This window comes from Azohydromonas sp., assembly GCF_035325925.1.
Lineage (GTDB): Bacteria > Pseudomonadota > Gammaproteobacteria > Burkholderiales > Burkholderiaceae_C > Calidifontimicrobium.
Genome location: NZ_DAOKZA010000059.1, coordinates 1 through 16,059, shown reverse-complemented (window position 1 = coordinate 16,059; position 16,059 = coordinate 1). Strand labels below are relative to the sequence as shown.

At 75.7% G+C, this 16,059-nt stretch carries 10 protein-coding genes and 1 pseudogene; 3 read left to right on the top strand and 8 right to left on the bottom strand.

The window, feature by feature from the left end:
- Positions 1 to 3,155: heparinase II/III family protein (locus PKC53_RS16690; protein ID WP_324430650.1), on the top strand; the 3,155-nt coding region annotated here is incomplete at its 5' end.
- Positions 3,156 to 3,164: 9 nt separating this feature from the next.
- On the opposite strand, the gene PKC53_RS16685 is transcribed toward PKC53_RS16690, so the two are convergent.
- Positions 3,165 to 4,409, bottom strand: a complete 1,245-nt coding sequence (locus PKC53_RS16685; RefSeq protein ID WP_324430648.1) for a hypothetical protein — start codon at positions 4,407 to 4,409, stop codon at positions 3,165 to 3,167.
- Positions 4,410 to 4,646: 237 nt separating this feature from the next.
- Here PKC53_RS16685 and PKC53_RS16680 point away from each other — a divergent pair, with 237 nt between their 5' ends.
- A complete protein-coding gene (locus tag PKC53_RS16680) occupies positions 4,647 to 6,665 on the top strand; it encodes a hypothetical protein (protein ID WP_324430646.1) in 2,019 nt (672 codons plus the stop codon).
- A gap of 45 nt (positions 6,666 to 6,710) precedes the next feature.
- Here the strand turns inward: PKC53_RS16680 and PKC53_RS16675 are convergent, their stop codons facing one another.
- The 7 genes from PKC53_RS16675 to cysQ form a co-directional block, all read right to left on the bottom strand.
- Complete coding sequence (locus tag PKC53_RS16675) at positions 6,711 to 8,726, bottom strand: U32 family peptidase (protein ID WP_324430644.1); 2,016 nt, start codon at positions 8,724 to 8,726, stop codon at positions 6,711 to 6,713.
- A 25-nt stretch (positions 8,727 to 8,751) separates the two neighbouring features.
- Positions 8,752 to 11,169, bottom strand: a complete 2,418-nt coding sequence (locus tag PKC53_RS16670; RefSeq protein WP_324430642.1) for a hypothetical protein — start codon at positions 11,167 to 11,169, stop codon at positions 8,752 to 8,754.
- A 70-nt stretch (positions 11,170 to 11,239) separates the two neighbouring features.
- Entirely contained in the window at positions 11,240 to 11,491 is a 252-nt protein-coding gene (locus tag PKC53_RS16665) for a hypothetical protein (protein WP_324430640.1), read from the bottom strand.
- A gap of 7 nt (positions 11,492 to 11,498) precedes the next feature.
- Complete coding sequence (locus PKC53_RS16660) at positions 11,499 to 12,566, bottom strand: hypothetical protein (RefSeq protein ID WP_324430638.1); 1,068 nt, start codon at positions 12,564 to 12,566, stop codon at positions 11,499 to 11,501.
- A gap of 87 nt (positions 12,567 to 12,653) precedes the next feature.
- Positions 12,654 to 13,874, bottom strand: coding sequence for a VWA-like domain-containing protein (locus PKC53_RS16655; RefSeq protein WP_324430636.1), 1,221 nt, complete (start codon positions 13,872 to 13,874; stop codon positions 12,654 to 12,656).
- The gene (locus tag PKC53_RS16650; protein ID WP_324430634.1) at positions 13,867 to 14,919 is read right to left on the bottom strand and encodes a MoxR family ATPase; all 1,053 of its coding nucleotides are present in this window, start codon (positions 14,917 to 14,919) and stop codon (positions 13,867 to 13,869) included. Before PKC53_RS16650 ends, PKC53_RS16655 begins: the two co-directional genes overlap by 8 nt.
- A 61-nt stretch (positions 14,920 to 14,980) precedes the next feature.
- Positions 14,981 to 15,775: a 3'(2'),5'-bisphosphate nucleotidase CysQ gene (gene cysQ / locus PKC53_RS16645; protein WP_324430632.1), complete on the bottom strand. Its 795-nt coding sequence runs from the start codon at positions 15,773 to 15,775 to the stop codon at positions 14,981 to 14,983.
- 45 nt (positions 15,776 to 15,820) lie between these two features.
- Here cysQ and PKC53_RS16640 point away from each other — a divergent pair.
- Positions 15,821 to 16,059, top strand: a pseudogene (locus PKC53_RS16640) (hypothetical protein); the annotation flags it as partial.

Sequence of the window (16,059 nt, the reverse complement as noted above, 5' to 3'; positions counted from 1 at the left end):
TCCCGCCGCGCACCGTGTCGCAGAACGACCTGATCGCCGAGACGATCGGCACGGGCATCGGGGTCGCGGTGTGGCTGGGTGCCGGTGAGCGTCTGCTGGCGCTGTGGCAGCGCTTTCGCGCCGGCGGCCCGCAGGCCTGGCGCGCGACGCTGGCGCTGTACGTGCTGGCCTACGCTGCACTGACGTTCTTTCCGTACGACGTCCTGGTGTCGTCGAACGAGGTCGCCGCGAAGCTGGCGAACCCGGGGCAGGTGGCGCCCGTCGTGGCCGGTACGTGCGGCGGCGTCGTCGGGTGTTCGGTGAAGCTGGCGGCGGAGGCGATCGTCGCCGCACCGCTGGGCGCGCTGCTGGGGCTGGCGTTCCCGGCGCTGCGGCTGGGAACGGCAGTGGCGTGGGGCATGGCCGCAGGCGTGGTCATCGAACTGGTGCAACTCGTCCTGGCGTCGGGAGTGAGTCAGGGGATCTCGGTGCTGACGCGCACCGTCGGTGTCGCTTGGGGGTGGGCGCTGCAGCGTGGCTTCTCGGTCGACCTTGCGCTGCGCCACCGCCGAACGGTGCGCGCCGCCGTGCTGGCCGGCGCCCCGCTGTACCTGGTGCTGCTGGCCGTGCTGAACGGATTCACCGGCCACCTCGATCCCGCTTGGGTGGCCACCACCAAGCTGGCCGAGACCCGGTTCCTGCCCTTCTACTACCACTACTACACCTCCGAGACCGAGGCGATGTGGAGCCTGCTGGCCAACGCCGGCGCCTACGCGGCGGTGGGGCTGGCGACCTGGGCGTGGTGGCCCGAGGGTCGCGGCGGCTGGAAGGCGGGGCTCGTCGCGGCGGCGGTGGCGCTGGCCGTCGAGGTGCTGAAGCTGTTCATGCCGGGAAAGAAGCCGGACCCGACCAACGTGCTCATCGGCTGCGTCGCGGCATGGTGGGTCCACGCGGTGCTGGTGCACCTGTTCCGGTCCGCCTTGTCGACGCCGCAGGCGTCGCCGCGGCTTGCTTTGCCGCAGCGGCCGACGCGCCGGCGTGCGATGGTCGCGGCGGGCGTCGGCACGCTCGGGGCGCTGGTGGCGGCGGGCTTGCTCGTCTCGTCGCCGCACACCGAGGTGGCGGTCGACGAGTCGACGATGCCGCAGCTGTCGCCGGGCGAGGCGTTGCCGCCGCTGTCGCTGCCGGAGTTCCGCACCCGGCACCCTCGGCTGCCGCATCCGTCGGCATCGGATCTCGCGCGTCTGCGCAGCGACGGCAAGGGCTATGTCGAACCGATGCGACGCGTGGCCGGCCGCGACGTGCAGGCGCGCGTCCTGCTCGAACTGCTCGAACCGGGCAGCCAGGACCTCGCGGCCCTGCACGCGCAACTGCTGGCCGTCGAGCCCAACTGGCGCGGGCACGCCCAGGTGCGGCCGCTGGCGGTGGCCTACGACTGGCTGCACGACCGCTGGACCGACGAGCAGCGCGCCAGCCTGCGCGCCAAACTGGCCGACGGCTGCGAGTACCTGGTGCAGTTCATCCGCACCGAGCGCCTGTCGCCTTACAACGTGTACCTGTACAACGCGCCGTTCCAGGCGCTGGTGGCCTGCGCGATCGCGCTGTACGGCGACGACCCGCGCGGCGAGCCGGTGATGCGCTTCACCCACGACCTGTGGAAGCAGCGCGTGCTGCCGGTGTGGCGCCAGGTGATGGGTCGTCACGGCGGGTGGCACGAGGGCGGCGAGTACGTCGGCATCGGCATCGGCGGCGCGGTGTACCAGGTGCCGGCGATGTGGCGCGCGGCCACCGGCGAGGACGTGTTCGCCGCCGAACCCGGGCTGCGCGGCTTCCTCGACTTCCTCGTCCACCGCACGCGCCCGGACGGCACCCACATGCGCCTGGGCGACGGGTCGTTCTTCGACCGGCCGGTACCCGACCAGGCGGCGCTGGCCATCGAGTACCGGCACGCGGCGGCGTACGGTCCCCGGCCGCCGCGGCGGGTCGCCCCGCTGTCGTGGCCCTGGGGGCCGTTTCCAGACGCGAGTCTCGCGGATGCGGGCGCCCGGTCGCGACTGCCGCTGTCGCGGCACTTCGACGGCATCGGGCTCGTGATCGCACGCGCGGACTGGAGCGACGAGGCCACCTACGTGACCTTCAAGGCCGGCGACAACTTCTGGTCGCACTCGCACCTGGACCAGGGCAGCTTCACGATCTACCGGGGCGGCGCGCTGGCGCTGGACAGCGGCGCCAACTACGGCAGCGGCTACGGCTCGGACCATCACCTGAACTACAGCTACCAGACCGTCGCGCACAACGCGATCACCGTGACCGACCCCGACGACACGGTGCCGATGCCGGCCCAGCCGCGCGAGAGCCCGCGTTTCATCGCCAACGACGGCGGCCAGCGTCGCATCGGTTCGGGCTGGGGCGTCGAAGCCGCGCCGCTGGACCTGGCCGAGTGGCAGGACAAGCGCGCGATCTACGAAACCGGCGACATCGTCGACTACCGCGACGACCAGGGCATCACGCTGGCGGTCGCCGACGTCACCGCGGCCTACACCAACGAGCTGTCGGGCAGGGGCACCTTCTCGCACCGCACGCGGCGCGTCGAGCGCGCGTGGCGCGTGTTCGCTTACGACCGCGTCGACGACGTCGTCGTCGTGTACGACGACGTGGTGGCGACGAAGCCGGTCTTTCGCAAGCGCTGGCTGCTGCACACCGCGCTGCAGCCTCGCGTCGACGGCCGGCGATTCGTCGCCGAGGTGCTGCCCGGCAAGGGGGCGGGGCGCCAGGGCGGCCGGCTCGAGGGCCACGTGCTGCTGCCGCGCGCCGCGGCGCTGCTGCCCGTCGGCGGGCGGGGGCTCGAGTTCCTCGTCGATGGCAGGAACTTCGACGAGGACGGCAAGCTGCTCGACGTGATCGAGCGCTCGCCGGCGCACCGCAGCGAGACGGGCCGCTGGCGGCTGGAACTGATGCCGCTGGCCGACGCGGCGGCCGATCAGTTCCTGGTGGTGATGCTGCCCACGCGCCTTGGCCCGCCGGCGCCGCACCGCGTGCGCCTGATCGAGGACGGCGACCGCGTCGGCGCCGAGGTCGCCGGGCCGCGACGCACGGTGAGGTACTGGTTCCGGGCCGGCGAACTCGCGGCCCAGGTGCAGGTGACGGGCGCGACGGGCGGCACGCCGCTGCGCTGACACCCGTGCCTACCGGCCCGCCGGGTCGACCTGCAACACCAGCGGGCGCTGTCCGCCGACGCCGGCGGCCCACCCGCCGAGGTAGGCGCGGCCCGCGTTATCGCGCGTGACCGACCCGTACAGCAGCACCTTGTCCAGCCCGCGCAGGTCGATCGGGTGCGTGCTGGCCACTTGCGTGGCCGGCTCGAAGGCCACCCACTGGAAGCCGCTGCGCGCCTGCACGACGCCCGCCACCCAGTCGCGGCCGCCCAGCGCGAACAGCGACGGGCCATAGGCCGGTGCGCCTGGCGGCCACGCGCCCAGCGCGGTCACCCGGGACGGCGCGCCCGGCCTCGGCTCGATGCGGTAAAGGTGGCCGACGTGCGTGGTGAACAGCAGGTTGCCGTCGCTCAGGTAGGCCACGCCGACGATGCCGTGGTTGGCACCGGGCGTGCCGCGGCCCAGGTAATGCTCGAGCGGCGTCTCGGCGACCTCGCGCAGGTCGGCGTCGTACTCCACCAGCGTGACGCCGGGCGCCTTGCCGGCCTGCGCGCGCAACCGCGGCACGTAGGCGTGGCCGCGGATGTCGGCGAGGAAGTTGCGCGAGACGTGGCCGTCGACCGAGCCGACCGCCACGCGGCGCGTCGCGCCGGTGGCGGTGTCGTACTGGATCAGCACGTGCCCCCAGTAGCCGAGCGCGTAGACGTGGCGCCCGACGCCGCTGACGGCGACCAGGCCCTCGGGCGTGGCCAGCAGGTGCTGCCAGACGTGACGCTGCGGATGGATGCGCCACAGGTGGCCGCCCCAACGCGGCAGCACGTCGCCGCGCGGCGACTCGCCCTCCTCGTCGGACGAGGCGAAGTACAGCCAGCCGTCGCCGGCCGGGACGATCTTCGAGTGGATCTTGTTCTGGCCCTGCCCGCTGCGCGCCAGACCGGCCGCCGCGAGCTGCTCGACGACGCTGCCGCGGTCGTGCCAGGTGTCGGTCGACGCGTTGTACTGGAACAGGCGTGCGCTGCTGCCGGCCGGCGCGGTCGACACCCCGACCCAGACGCCGCCGCTGAAGTCCCGCCCGGTGGCGCCCCACACGCTGGTGGCATCGGCAAAGGTCGGCAGCTTCAGTTCGCGCACCACCGGCGCGCGAAACGGGCCCTGCGGCGGCGACGCGAACAGGCCGCCGGTGAGTTCTTCGTAGCTGCGCGCGGCAGCCGCGTCGTCGTCGTCGGGCCACAGCGCCCAGCCGGCGGCGACGGCGAGCAGCAGTGCCAGCAGCACGCCCGGCCCCCAGCGCGACGCGCCGCCGCGACGTGTGGACGGGGACCAGGGGGGCGTCGTGACGTCGAACGGTACGGTGAGGGCGCTGCCGGCAGCGCCCGCACTGTGGCACGACCCGGTGCGGGCGCAAAGGCGCGACTCCCTCGATTCAGGTGGCTCGCACTCGCGGCGGGCGTGGCACGATACGCATCCCCCGTCCGTCGGGCCGCCCGCGCCCGCCCACCTGCCCATCCCCACATGCGCGTGATCCATCCCGGACTGGCGGCGACGGACGCGGGCGACGCTTCGGCGCGTCGCGACCCGGCCTGGCGCGGCAACCGCCGGCGGCTCGCGGTGTTCCTCGCGGTGTTCCTGGTCTGCGCCGTCGCCGGGATGGCGTGGAACCTGCTGCGGCCCGCCGAGTACCGCGCGATCGCGCGCATCCAGGTGACGCTGCCGTCGATCGCCGCGGCGGCGTCGGCGCCCGCCGGCGACCTGGGCGCCGACCTGGCCGCTCAGGTGCAGCGGCTGGGCAGCCGCCCGTTGATCGAGCAGGCGCACCAGCGCCTGGTGGCGCTGGGGTTGCGCCTCGACCCGGCCGAGGGCGACCCGGTGTCGCGCATCCAGCGGATGGTCGCCGTGGCGCTGGTGCCGGGGTCGACGGTGATCGAACTCGCCGCGGTGGGGTCGCCGCCGGCCCTGCTGGCCGCGGCGCTGAACGAGCTGATCGGGGCGTACCGCGAGCAGCTGTTCGCCGCCTACGGCAGCGCGGGCGACGAGCGCATCGACCAACTGCGCGACGAACTGGCGCGGCTCGAGCAGGCGGCCGCGCAGCGGCGCGCGCGGCTCGAGCAGTTCCGCGGCAGCGCGAACATCGCGTCGGGCGAGCGCGAGGAGAACGAGGCCGTGGCGCGCACGCGCGGCCTGGCCACGGCGCTGAACAACGCGGTCGAGAAGCAGGCCACCGCCGAGGCGCGGCTGCGCGCCTTGCAGGAGGCGGTCGACAAGGGCCAGGGCGTGGTGTCGGCGCGCGACGACCCGACGCTGGCCGGGCTCGAGGCCCGTGCCTCGCAGCTGCGCGAGGAGCTGCGCGAACTGGGCCGTGTCTACACCGAGGAGTTCCTCGCGATGGACCAGCGCGCGCGCGCGATGCGCACCCGCCTGGGCGAACTGGAGGCGCAGATCGTGCAGCGCCGCGCCGTCAGCCAGGAGAACGCGCTGGCGAAGGCGCAGGAGGAGGTGGTGACCACGCGCGCCAACGTCGAGCGGCTGCAGCAGCAGCAGGCCGCCGAACGCCAGGGGTTGCGCAGCTTCTCGGCGCGGTTCGCGCAGGCGAAGGCGATGGAAGACGACCTGACTTCGGTCGAACGCGCGCGCCGCGAGGCGCTGGAACGCCTGGCGCGGCTCGAGGCCAACCAGAAGGCGCGCCAGCCTGCGGTCGAGGTGTTGCAGCCGGCCACCGCGCCGGACGCCGCGTGGCGGCCCGATTACCTGCGCGACGGCGCGCTGGTGCTGGCCGGTTCGTTCGCGCTCGGGCTGCTGGCGATGGGCGTGGTCGAGCTGTTCAACCGGCCGGCGCGCGCGGTGGCGGCACCGATGACCGTCGTCGTGCCGACGGCGTGGGGCGCGGCGCTGCCGAACGGGGCTGCGGCCGCGGCGCTGCCGGCCACCGGTGGCACGCCGTGGCTGGGCCACGACGCGAACGCGCCGCGCGCCGTAGCGCTGCCGCCGCCGCCGCCGCCGCGCGAGCTGGCGCAGGACGAGGCCGCGGCACTGCTGGCCGCCGCACGGGGCCCGTCGCGCCTGGCGTGCGCGCTGTGGTTGCTGGGCCTGTCGACCGACGAGGCGACGTCGCTGCGGCGCGCCGACGTCGACACCGCGGCGCTGCGGCTGCGCGTGGGCGGCACCTGGGCACGCGAGGTGCCGCTGCCGTCCTGGTTCGCCGAGGCGCTGCCGGCCGTGGCCGGCGACGCACCGCTGCTCGGCGGTGCCGATGGGCGGCCGATGGGCAGCGTCGACCTGCAGACGATGCTGGCCTGCGCGGCGATCGACGCGGGCCTGCCCGACGCGACCGCGGTCACGCCGCAGCGGCTGCGCCACACCGCGATGGCGTGGTGGGTGCGCGAGGGGCTGCGGCTGGCGGACCTGCCGGCGCGCGTGGGGCGCCTCGACCCGCAGGAGCTCGGCGCGCTGGCCGAGATGGCGCAAGCGGCGCCGCGCCGCGGTGCCGACGAGGTCGAGGCGCTGATGCCGGCGCTGCGGCTGGCGCCGGCGTAGCCGGCGCGCTGCCGGCCGCGGCGGCGTGCGGCCGCCTTCGACGCGTCAGCCCGCCGCGGCCGCCGGCCGCGTGCGGTAGAACGACAGCGGCTGCGCCTTCAGCTGGCGCAGCACCTGCGGGCGCATCGCGCCGACGACGTGCATCTCGCAGGGCTTGCAGTCGAAGCGCAGCGTGAAGCGCTCGTCGCCGTGCAGCAGCGTCAGCGGCTCGGCGCGCACGGTGCCCTGTACCCCCGTCACGCCCTTGGCCTGCTTCGGGCACAGGCTCAGGCTGTGGCGCACGCAGTGCCGGGTGATCATCAGGCTCACGTCGCCCAGCGCCTCGTGGCTCTCGTACGCCGCGTCGACGACCTTCACGCCGTGGCGCGCGTAGAACGCCGCGGCGCGGTGGTTGTAGACGTTGGCGAGGTAGGTCAGCGCGTCGTCGGGGTAGATCGCCGGCGGGTCGGCCGGCTCGGCGCGCGGCAGCCGCCGCCACGCGGCGGCGCGCGCGGCCTCGAGCGCGGCCACCGCGTCGCGGCGCAGGGCGTTGAGCACCGACGCCGGCACGAACCAGGGTTGCGCCAGCGCCAGCCGCACGCGGCGCGCCTCGAAGATCGTGTCGCCGAGCCTGGCCAGCGCGTCTTTGAGCTGCGCCTCGGCGCGCCGCGCGTCGCGGGCCGGCTCGTGCGGGTGCACGACGCGCGCGATGCCGCGGTGGCCGTCGGCGTCCCTGATCGTCAGCTCGAAGCCGTCGGGGCCGTCGCCGCGCACCTGCGCCAGCGTCAGGTCGGCGGCGATGCGCCGCTCGGCCGACGGCTTCGCGAGCAGCCGCTCCCACGCCATGTCGCGGTTGCGCGCGACCGCGGTGTCGCGCCGCAGGTCGGCGTCGCGCATCAGGTCGGCCAGCGTCCGGCCGCGCGGCAGGTTGGGCACGATGCGCCAGCGCGTGCCGCCGGGCCCGTCGAGGGGCGTGGCGGTGTTGACCGGCACGCCGTGCAGGCGGCCCAGGCGGTCCCGCCAGGTCAGCGCGTCGCCGTTGTGCAGCGCCAGCGCGGCGTCGCCGGTGTCGAGGTCGACGTGGTCGGCACCGACCTGCACGACGCGGCCCACCGGCAGCCCGGCGTGTTTGGGCGTGTCGAAAGCGCCGATGTCGCCCTCGTCGAGGGGCCGGCGGCCGTGCACGAAGTAGTCGGTGCCGCCGCGGTTGAAGCCGAGCTCGGGCCGCGGCGTGAACGTGTGGCGGCAGCGCCCGCTGCTGGCCGGGCGCAGGTCCGTGCGGCGCTCGAGCAGCGCGTCGAGCAGCCGGCGGTAGTGCGCGGTGACGTTCTTCACCGTCGCCATGTCCTTGTAGCGGCCCTCGATCTTGAAGCTGCGGATGCCGGCGTCGACCAGCGCCTCGAGGTTCGCGCTCTGGTCGTTGTCCTTCAGGCTGAGCACGTGCCTGTCGTGCGCGACGACGCGCCCCTGTGGGTCGATCAGCGTGAAAGGCTGGCGGCACTCCTGGCTGCAGCTGCCGCGGTTGGCGCTGCGCCCGGTCACCGCGTGACTGATGTAGCACTGTCCGCTGTAGGCCACGCACAGCGCGCCGTGCACGAAGAACTCGAGCACCGCGTCGCGCACCTCGGCGGCGACGGCGCGGATCTGCGCGAGGTCCAGCTCGCGCGCCAGCACCATCTGCGAGAAGCCGACGTCCTGCAGGAAGCGCGCCTTGGCCGGCGTTCGGATGTCGGTCTGCGTGCTGGCGTGCAGCTGGATCGGCGGCAGATCGAGCTCGAGCAGCCCCATGTCCTGCACGATCAGCGCGTCGACGCCGGCGTCGTGCAGCTGCCACGCCAGGCGGCGCGCGGGCTCCAGTTCGTCGTCGCGCAGGATCGTGTTCAGCGTGACGAAGACGCGCGCGCCGAAGCGGTGCGCGTGGCGCGCCAGCCGCGCGATGTCGGCCACCGGGTTGCTCGCCTTGTCGCGCGCGCCGAATCCCGGCCCGCCGATGTACACGGCATCGGCGCCGTGGTCGACCGCCTCGATGCCGATCGCGGCGTCGCGGGCGGGGGCGAGCAGTTCGAGGTGCGCGCGCGGCATGGGCGCGCAGTGTAGGCCGCGCCGATCAGCTGCCCGGCGCCGTGCCGGCGATCAGCCGGTCGAGCTCGGCGGCCACCGCGACGGCATCGTCGTCGAAGTAGTGCGTGTGCGCGCCGGCGCCCAGGCAGAACTCGGTGCGCCCGCCGTCGCGCGCCGCCACCACGCGGCCCTGCGCGTCGAGGCGTGCGACGTCGAAGGCGCCCGGCGCGTCGGCAGGGGTCCACAGCGCGCGCCCGACGTAGTCGCCGGCGCGGTACGCGTTGACCCACTCGTCGAGGCCGAGCTGCGCCGGCGTCGGCGTCGCGGCGGCGAACGACGCGCTGGGTGCGCCCATCCAGCGGTACAGCAGTGCAAAGCGCGCCGCGTAGAGGTCGCGCAGCGGCGAGCCCAGCGTGAACATCGCCCGCGGCGCGTCGCCGGCGACGCCGCGTAGCCGCCCGCCGCGGTGCAGGTGGCGCAGCAGGTCGGCGCTGATCACGCTGCCCTGGCTGTGCGCGACGATCACCAGCCGCGCGTAGCCGCGCCGGCGCAGGTAGTCGAGCAGCGACGCGTAGCGCGAGAAGATGCGCGCGCGCGGCGGCAGCCGGTCGTGCGGGTCGCGGAAGTAGTTGTCGACGTCGAGCACCGCGTCGAGCGCGACGCGCAGCCGCCCCAGCGTGCGCGTGAAGCGCGCGCCCAGCACGGTGAGCACGACGGCGCCGCCGGCGAGCCACTTGCCGATGTCCACCAGCAGCGCGCCCCATCGCGCCGGGGCGTCGCCGGCCAGCGCGAACAGCAGCGGCACGCCGGCGAGTTTCTCGACCGCGAACAGCAGGTACACCACGCCGCCGAGCAGCGCCAGCGCCGGCACGACGGTGGCGAACAGCGCGGCGACGACGCGCCGCCCGCGGTTCCAGCCGCGCGCCAGCCGCGCGCTGGCGGCGTCGCCCTGCGGTGTCGGCGCCGCCGGCGTCGGTGCCAGTTCCTCGCGCAGCGACGGCGCCACCGCGACGATCGCCACCGCGCCGACGACGCCGGCCAGCGCCATCAGCGGCGTGAACAGCGCGCCGACGTCGCGCACCTGCGCCTCGAAGAACACCGCGCCCGACGGGAAGGCGCCGGCGCCGAGCAGCGTGGGCACGAAGCGCACGTCGTCGAGCGCGAGCCCCGCGACGTAGGCGATCACCGACCACAGCACGAGGCTGAGCACCACGAACAGCGCCGTCGACACCGACAGCGCGATGCGCGCCGTGGCCAGCGACGCCGCGACCTCGCCGCCGGCGCGCGACAGCGCGAAGCTCGTCACCAGCGCACCGCCCTGCACCAGCACCACCAGGCCCCAGGCGGCGAGCAGCAGCGCCAGCAGCGCCTCGCCGGCGTGCAGCGCGGTGACCAGCATCCACTCGTGCAGCGTCGTCGCGTGCGCGAGGTCGCGCGGGCCGTGCCACGCGAGCAGCGCCGCCGTGAACCCGAGCACGAGGGTCCCGACCGCGCGCACGCCGCGCACGGTGCGCGCGTAGCGGCGCACCAGCAGCGCGCCGGCGGCGACCGTCAGCACGGCGGCGGTGCCGGCGTACAGCATCGGCTCGGGCGCGCGCCTGCCGAGCGCTGCCGCGGCAAGCGCCGCCGCGCCCGCGGCGGCGGCGAGCCAGGGCAGCGCACGCGCCAGCGCCGCCGGGGCAGCGTCGGCGCGCTGCGCCGCGAGCCATGCGCCGATGCCCAGCACCACGGCCGCGACGCCGCCGCCGAGCACCAGCGCGAAGCCCAGGTCGTCGGCCGGCACGAACGCGGCGGCACCGAACGCCACCAGCAGCAGCATCGCCAGCTGCAGCAGCGCCGCCGGGCCGGTCAGCAGCCACGCCGACCACGCGTGCAGCCGCTGCAGCACGCGCAGCGCGCCGCCGCCGGCGCCGCCGGCCATCGCGACCTGGTCGACGACGTCGCGCGCCAGCGTGTTCAGGTGGAACAGCAGCTGGTACGCGGCCGACAGCGCGCGGATGCCGCCGGGGTGCAGCCGCGAGTGGTCGGCCCAGTGCATCTCGTACAGGTCGACCCGCGTGCCGTCGGCACGCCGGCGCAGCGACACGCGCGTCGACGCGTACAGACCGTCGCGCTCGGCGGGGCGGTGGCGCGCCAGCAGGTGGTCGGTCAGCGCCAGGCCGAGGTCGGCGGCGCCGGCAGCGCGGCCTTGCAGGAAGAACTCGCTCGGCCGGCCGGGCTCCATCGCCACCTCGGCGTCGGGTGGCCCAGGCGACCCGGGCGGCGGCGCGGCGCCGGGTGGCGCCGGCGCCAGCGGCGTCACCGGCACGATCACCTCGTGCACCTCGCCGTCGACGTAGCGTGGCGCGCCGTCGCGGCCGTGGCACAGCAGGCGCGCCAGCTCGCGCACCGTCTGCCCCGGCTGCTGGTCGGCGATGCCGTGCACCGCGACGACGGCCACCGCGCCGCGGTCCGTCGCGTTCACCCGGGCTGCGTCCATCGCCGATTGGAGCCTGCGCCGGCGCGGCGCGCAACGGCAGCCGCGCCGCGGCGCCTCAGGCGGGGTCGAGCCAGCGCACCAGGTAGTACAGCCGCACCCCCTCCGACGAGCGCGACGGCCCCATCACCTCGGCGGCGTGGCGGTGGTGCGCCGGGTCGGCGGCGGCGAGCGCGGCCTCGGCGCTGGGCATCGGCTCGACGCAGGTCTCGGCGAAGCGCTTGCGGCTGCCGCGGCGCACGGCGACGACTGCCCAGCAGCGCGTGACCAGGTGCGACGCCTCGGGGTCGATCGTCAGGCCGCCTTGCATCGCCGGCTCACGCGCCGCCGCGCAGCAGGTGCAGGTGCCCGAGCAGCGGCTGCAGCACCGGCGCCAGGTGCCGGCGCATCAGCGGGCCCACGGCAGTGGTGCGATCGAGGATCGGCTCGGCGGCGCGGCGGCCCTCGGCCGCGAGCGCGAGCACCGCGGCCACCGCGGGACGCACCTCGGGCGGCGCGTCGGGCCACGCCGCGTCGACGCTCGCGCCGCTGCCGTCGCCGCGGTCGCTGCGCGCCGTGGCGAACCACGCCGAGGCGATGTCGAGCAGGCGCAGCACCGCGTCGTGCGTCGGCGGCTTCTCGAGTGCCAGCGCGAGCGCGTGCAGGAACCCCTGGCCCTCGGCCGACGCGCAGCGCAGCAGCAGCGTGGCCACCGGCTGTCCGGCCTGCGCGGCGGCCGCCACCGCGGGGTGTACCTCGCGCGGTGGCGCCGGCGGCAGCGTCAGCGGCGCGTGCGCCAGCCAGCCGACCAGGTAGTGCGGGCGGTGCTGCGCCGCCTTCCACAGCCGCTCGCGCGCGGCGGCGTCGAGCAGCCCGGCGGCGGCGATCGCGGTGACCGAGGCGATCGCCGCGTCGGGGTCGGCCTCGAACGCCAGGTGCTCGAGCAGGTGCCGCGCGAGCACCGGGCCCATCGCGCCGCGGCGCACCGCGTCGTGCGCGAGCATCGCGCGCGCGGTGTCGCTGCCGGGCTGCACCCACCACACGCGCCGCGCGAGCTCGTCGGTGAGGTGCGCCGACAGCGACACCGCGGTCACCGCCTCGGGCTCGCCCAGTCGCAGCAGCGCCTCGAGGTTCTTCGGGCTGGCGTGGCCGCTGCGCGTCCAGCGGCGCAGGTGCACCGGGTAGCCGCCGGGCGAGCCCATCGCGTGGCCGGCCAGCGCCCCGCGCACGCGCGTCAGGTAACGCTCGGCGCGCGCGTCGGGGTGCAGCGCGACGCGCGCCTCGCCGCGCGGCGTCAGCGCGTGCAGCGTCAGCGCGCCCTCGTCGATGCGCACGGCGTGCACTTCGCCGGCCAGCAGCACGGCCAGGCGCAGCGCGTCTTCGCAGGCGAGTTGGTCGAGCGACACGGCAGCCGCCGATGATGACACCGCGACCGCCGTCGTCGTGCTCCCCGTTCGGGCTATCCGGTTCGGGGGGGGTCGCGCGGCCGCCCGTCAGGCCAGCGCGACGCGCCGCCCCCACGGCACCGGCGCGCGCCCCTTGACGAGCCACAGCACCGGGTAGTCGGGCGCGCGGGCCGGGAAGCTGCCCTCGGCGTCGGTGAAGTAGACCAGCGCGTCGGGGCGCCGGCCCTGGCGCTCGATCCAGTCGAACACCGGCCTGAAGTCGGTGCCGCCGCCGCCGGCCCACTGCGCCGGCACCCGCAGCGGTTCCCACGCCTCGGCGACCCACGGCGCGTCGTCGGCGAGCGCGCTGTCGCAGGCCAGCAGCGTCGTGCGCACCGGCAGCGTGCCCTTCAGCGCGTTGAGCTCGGCGACGAACTGCGCGATGTCGGCGTCGCCGATCGACCCCGAGGTGTCGACGGCGACGACGAGGTCGCCGGCGGCGCTGCGCAGGCTGGGCAGCATCGCGTCGCCCTCGCGGCGCGACGGGCGCAGCCACGAGTAGTCGTCGCGCGCGGTCTGCGCCAGGTACTGCGCCAGCGCGGCGCGCCACGACACGCGCGGTGCGAGTCCCTCGTCGGCGAGCCGGGCCAGCGCGCCGGCGAGCCTGCCCGCCTCGCGCGCGCGCTGCGCCGCCGCCGCGAGGTGGCGCTGCCACTGCCGGCGCAGGTGCTCGCGTTCGGTGGCGCCCAGCGGCGGCGGGCGCGCGTCGCCGCAGGCGTCGCCGGCGCCGGCCGGCCGTTCCTGCGCGCGCCCATCGCCGCCGCCGGCGTCGTCGTGCGGCGCGCCGTCGCCGCGCCCGCCCCGGCCGCCGTCGTCGCCGTCCCACGCGTGTTCGTCGAGCGTGTCGTCGTCGAGGCGGTCGTCGAGACAGGGGTAGATCTCCTCGGCGCTCATGCCGCGGTACGGCGGCAGCACCGGCGCGCCGGGCGGCGGCGCGAGGCCCTCGTCGAGCAGCAGCGGGTTGATCGCGAAGTCGCACGCCAGGTCCCAGCGCCGCTGCACGCGGTGGCCGCGGCGCGCGAAGTGGCCGAGCGCGCAGTGCAACGCCTCGTGCGCGACCGCGAACTGCAGCTCGGCGGGCTTCAGCGACGCGATCCACCGCGGGTTGTAGTACAGCGCGCGCGCGTCGGTGGCGGTGGTGGCGCACCAGCGCCCGGCGGCCTTCAGCGGCAGGCGCAGCGCGAGCGCGCCGAGGAACGGGTGGTCGAGGATCAGCCGCGTGCGCGCGGCGGCCAGCCGGCGCGCGGCGTCGTCGGCCGGCTCAGTCATAGAGCAGCACCTCGGCGGCGCGCTCGGCCCAGCGCTTGAATGCCGGCACCGCGAACAGCGGCGTGCCCAGGCTGCGGTGCAGGTCGGCCACGAGCATCACGCCGATCTCGCGCGTGGGCAGTCGCTCGGCGTAGTCGAGGATGTGGCCCCAGGTGCGCGCCGCCTCGGGCGTGCCGCGGGCGCGCAGCGCACGGCCCGCCAGCGCCGCGGCCACGGCGTACTGCAGGTCGATCTCGCCGGGCACGTCGGCGTCGCGGCCTTCGACGACGGCGTCGAGGTCGGGCAGGCGCTCGAGCGTGGCCAGGTACGCGGCGCACTCGACGCCGGCGGCGGCGCCGACGCAGCCGGCCAGCGCGCCGGGCAGCAGCGCCGGCTGGTCGCCGAACTTGGCCAGCGCGCGGTGCGCGAACTCCCACGAGCGCGGGCTCGGGAACGCCATCTCGCCGGCCAGCGTGCGCGCGGGGTCGAAGTCGAACAGCAGCTCGGGCTTGAAGCGCAGGAAGCCGATCAGCCGCTCGTCGACGCCATGCGCCCACGCCCACTGCACCCAGTCGTCGAGGTCGACCTCGACCTCGAAGTGCGCGAAGCGGTTGGCCAGCGGCGCCGGCATCGCGTAGGTCACGCCGCGGTCGCCCTGGCGGTTGCCGGCGGCGAAGATCGCCCAGCCCGCGGGCAGCGTGTACTCGCCCAGCCGCCGGTCGAGGATCAGCTGATACGCCGCCGCCGACACCGCCGGCGCGGCGCTGGTGATCTCGTCGAGGAACAGCACGCCGCGCGGGCCATGGCGCTGCGCGTCGGGCAGCAGCGCCGGCGTGGCCCACTGCACCAGGTCGCCGACGCGAAACGGGATGCCGCGCAGGTCCGACGGCTCCATCTGCGACAGCCGCACGTCGACCAGCGGCACGCCGTGGCGCTGCGCCAGTTGCGCCACCAGCCCCGACTTGCCCACCCCGGGCGGGCCCCACAGCATCAGCGGCGTGTGCCGGCCTTCGGCGGTGGCGACGAATTCGCGGTCGAGGACGCGGGCGAGCAGGGCAGGGCGCATCGGCGGGGCGGTGGCGGCGGGGCGGGCCGCGCCAGTCTAGGCCCTGCGACGCGCCGCCGCGTCAGCCCCGGCCTGCGGCGACAAAATGCGGGTTGTCGAACCCCGGCTTGCCGTAGCGCATTGGGGCGCCGTCGTCGAGGCGCGTGACCTCGCCGCCGGCGGCGCGCAGCACGGCGTGGCCGGCGGCGATGTCCCACTCCATCGTGCGGCCCAGGCGCGGGTAGAGGTCGGCCTCGCCGGCGGCGACCAGGCACAGCTTCAGCGACGACCCGGCGTTGGCCAGCGAAGCGACCTTCCTGCCGGCGAGGAACGCGTCGAGGGCGGCGGCGTCGCCGTGCGAGCGGCTGGCGACCACGGTGAGCCCCTCGGCGGGCACGCGGCGGCAGCGGATGTCGCGGCGGCCCGCGTCGTCGTCGACCCAGGCGCCGTGCCCGACGGCGCCGGCGAACAGCCGCCCGCGCGTGCCCAGCGCCGGCGCGAACACCACGCCCAGCAGCGGCGCGCCGTCGTCGATCAGCGCGACGTTGACCGTGAACTCGCCGTTGCGCCCGACGAACTCCTTCGTGCCGTCGAGCGGGTCGACGAGCCAGAAGCGGCGATCGACGGCCGGCACGCGGCCCGCCGCGACGGCCTCCTCGGCGACGATCGGCACGCCGGGCGTCAGCGCGGCCAGCGCCGGCACGATCAGGCGCTCGGCGCGCTCGTCGGCTTCGGTCACCGGCGAGGCGTCGTCCTTGCCGCGCACCGCGAAGTCGGTGGCGTAGACCTCCATGATCACCCGCCCGGCGTCGCGCGTGATCTGCGCCACGGCGTCGAGCAGCGCCGGCACCGATTCGGGGGGGATGGCCGTCGGCAAGGGAGAGGATCTCTGATTCATAATCTCGCAAACACGAAGTTCTTAATGCTTGTGTCAACTACTAAAGACTTTGCGCCAAACAAGTCGGACGACGTCGAAACGGCGCTCGGCGAGCTGAACCAGCGGCGCCGGCGTGCGGTCGAGTTGCGTCTGTCGGGGCATTCGCTGGCGCAGACCCGCGCCGAGACGGGGCTGAGCGCGCCCACGATCATCGCCGCGTACAAGGCTTTCCTTGCCGGCGGCTGGCCGGCGATAGCGGTCAAAGGTCGCGGACGCGCCGCCGG

Coding starts and splice junctions, on each gene's coding strand:
- PKC53_RS16650 (WP_324430634.1), bottom strand. CDS start 14,919: ATGCGCCCTGCCCTGCTCGCCCGCGTCCTCGACCGCGAATTCGTCGCC.
- PKC53_RS16675 (WP_324430644.1), bottom strand. CDS start 8,726: ATGCCGCGCGCGCACCTCGAACTGCTCGCCCCCGCCCGCGACGCCGCG.
- PKC53_RS16680 (WP_324430646.1), top strand. CDS start 4,647: ATGCGCGTGATCCATCCCGGACTGGCGGCGACGGACGCGGGCGACGCT.
- PKC53_RS16665 (WP_324430640.1), bottom strand. CDS start 11,491: ATGCAAGGCGGCCTGACGATCGACCCCGAGGCGTCGCACCTGGTCACG.
- PKC53_RS16655 (WP_324430636.1), bottom strand. CDS start 13,874: ATGACTGAGCCGGCCGACGACGCCGCGCGCCGGCTGGCCGCCGCGCGC.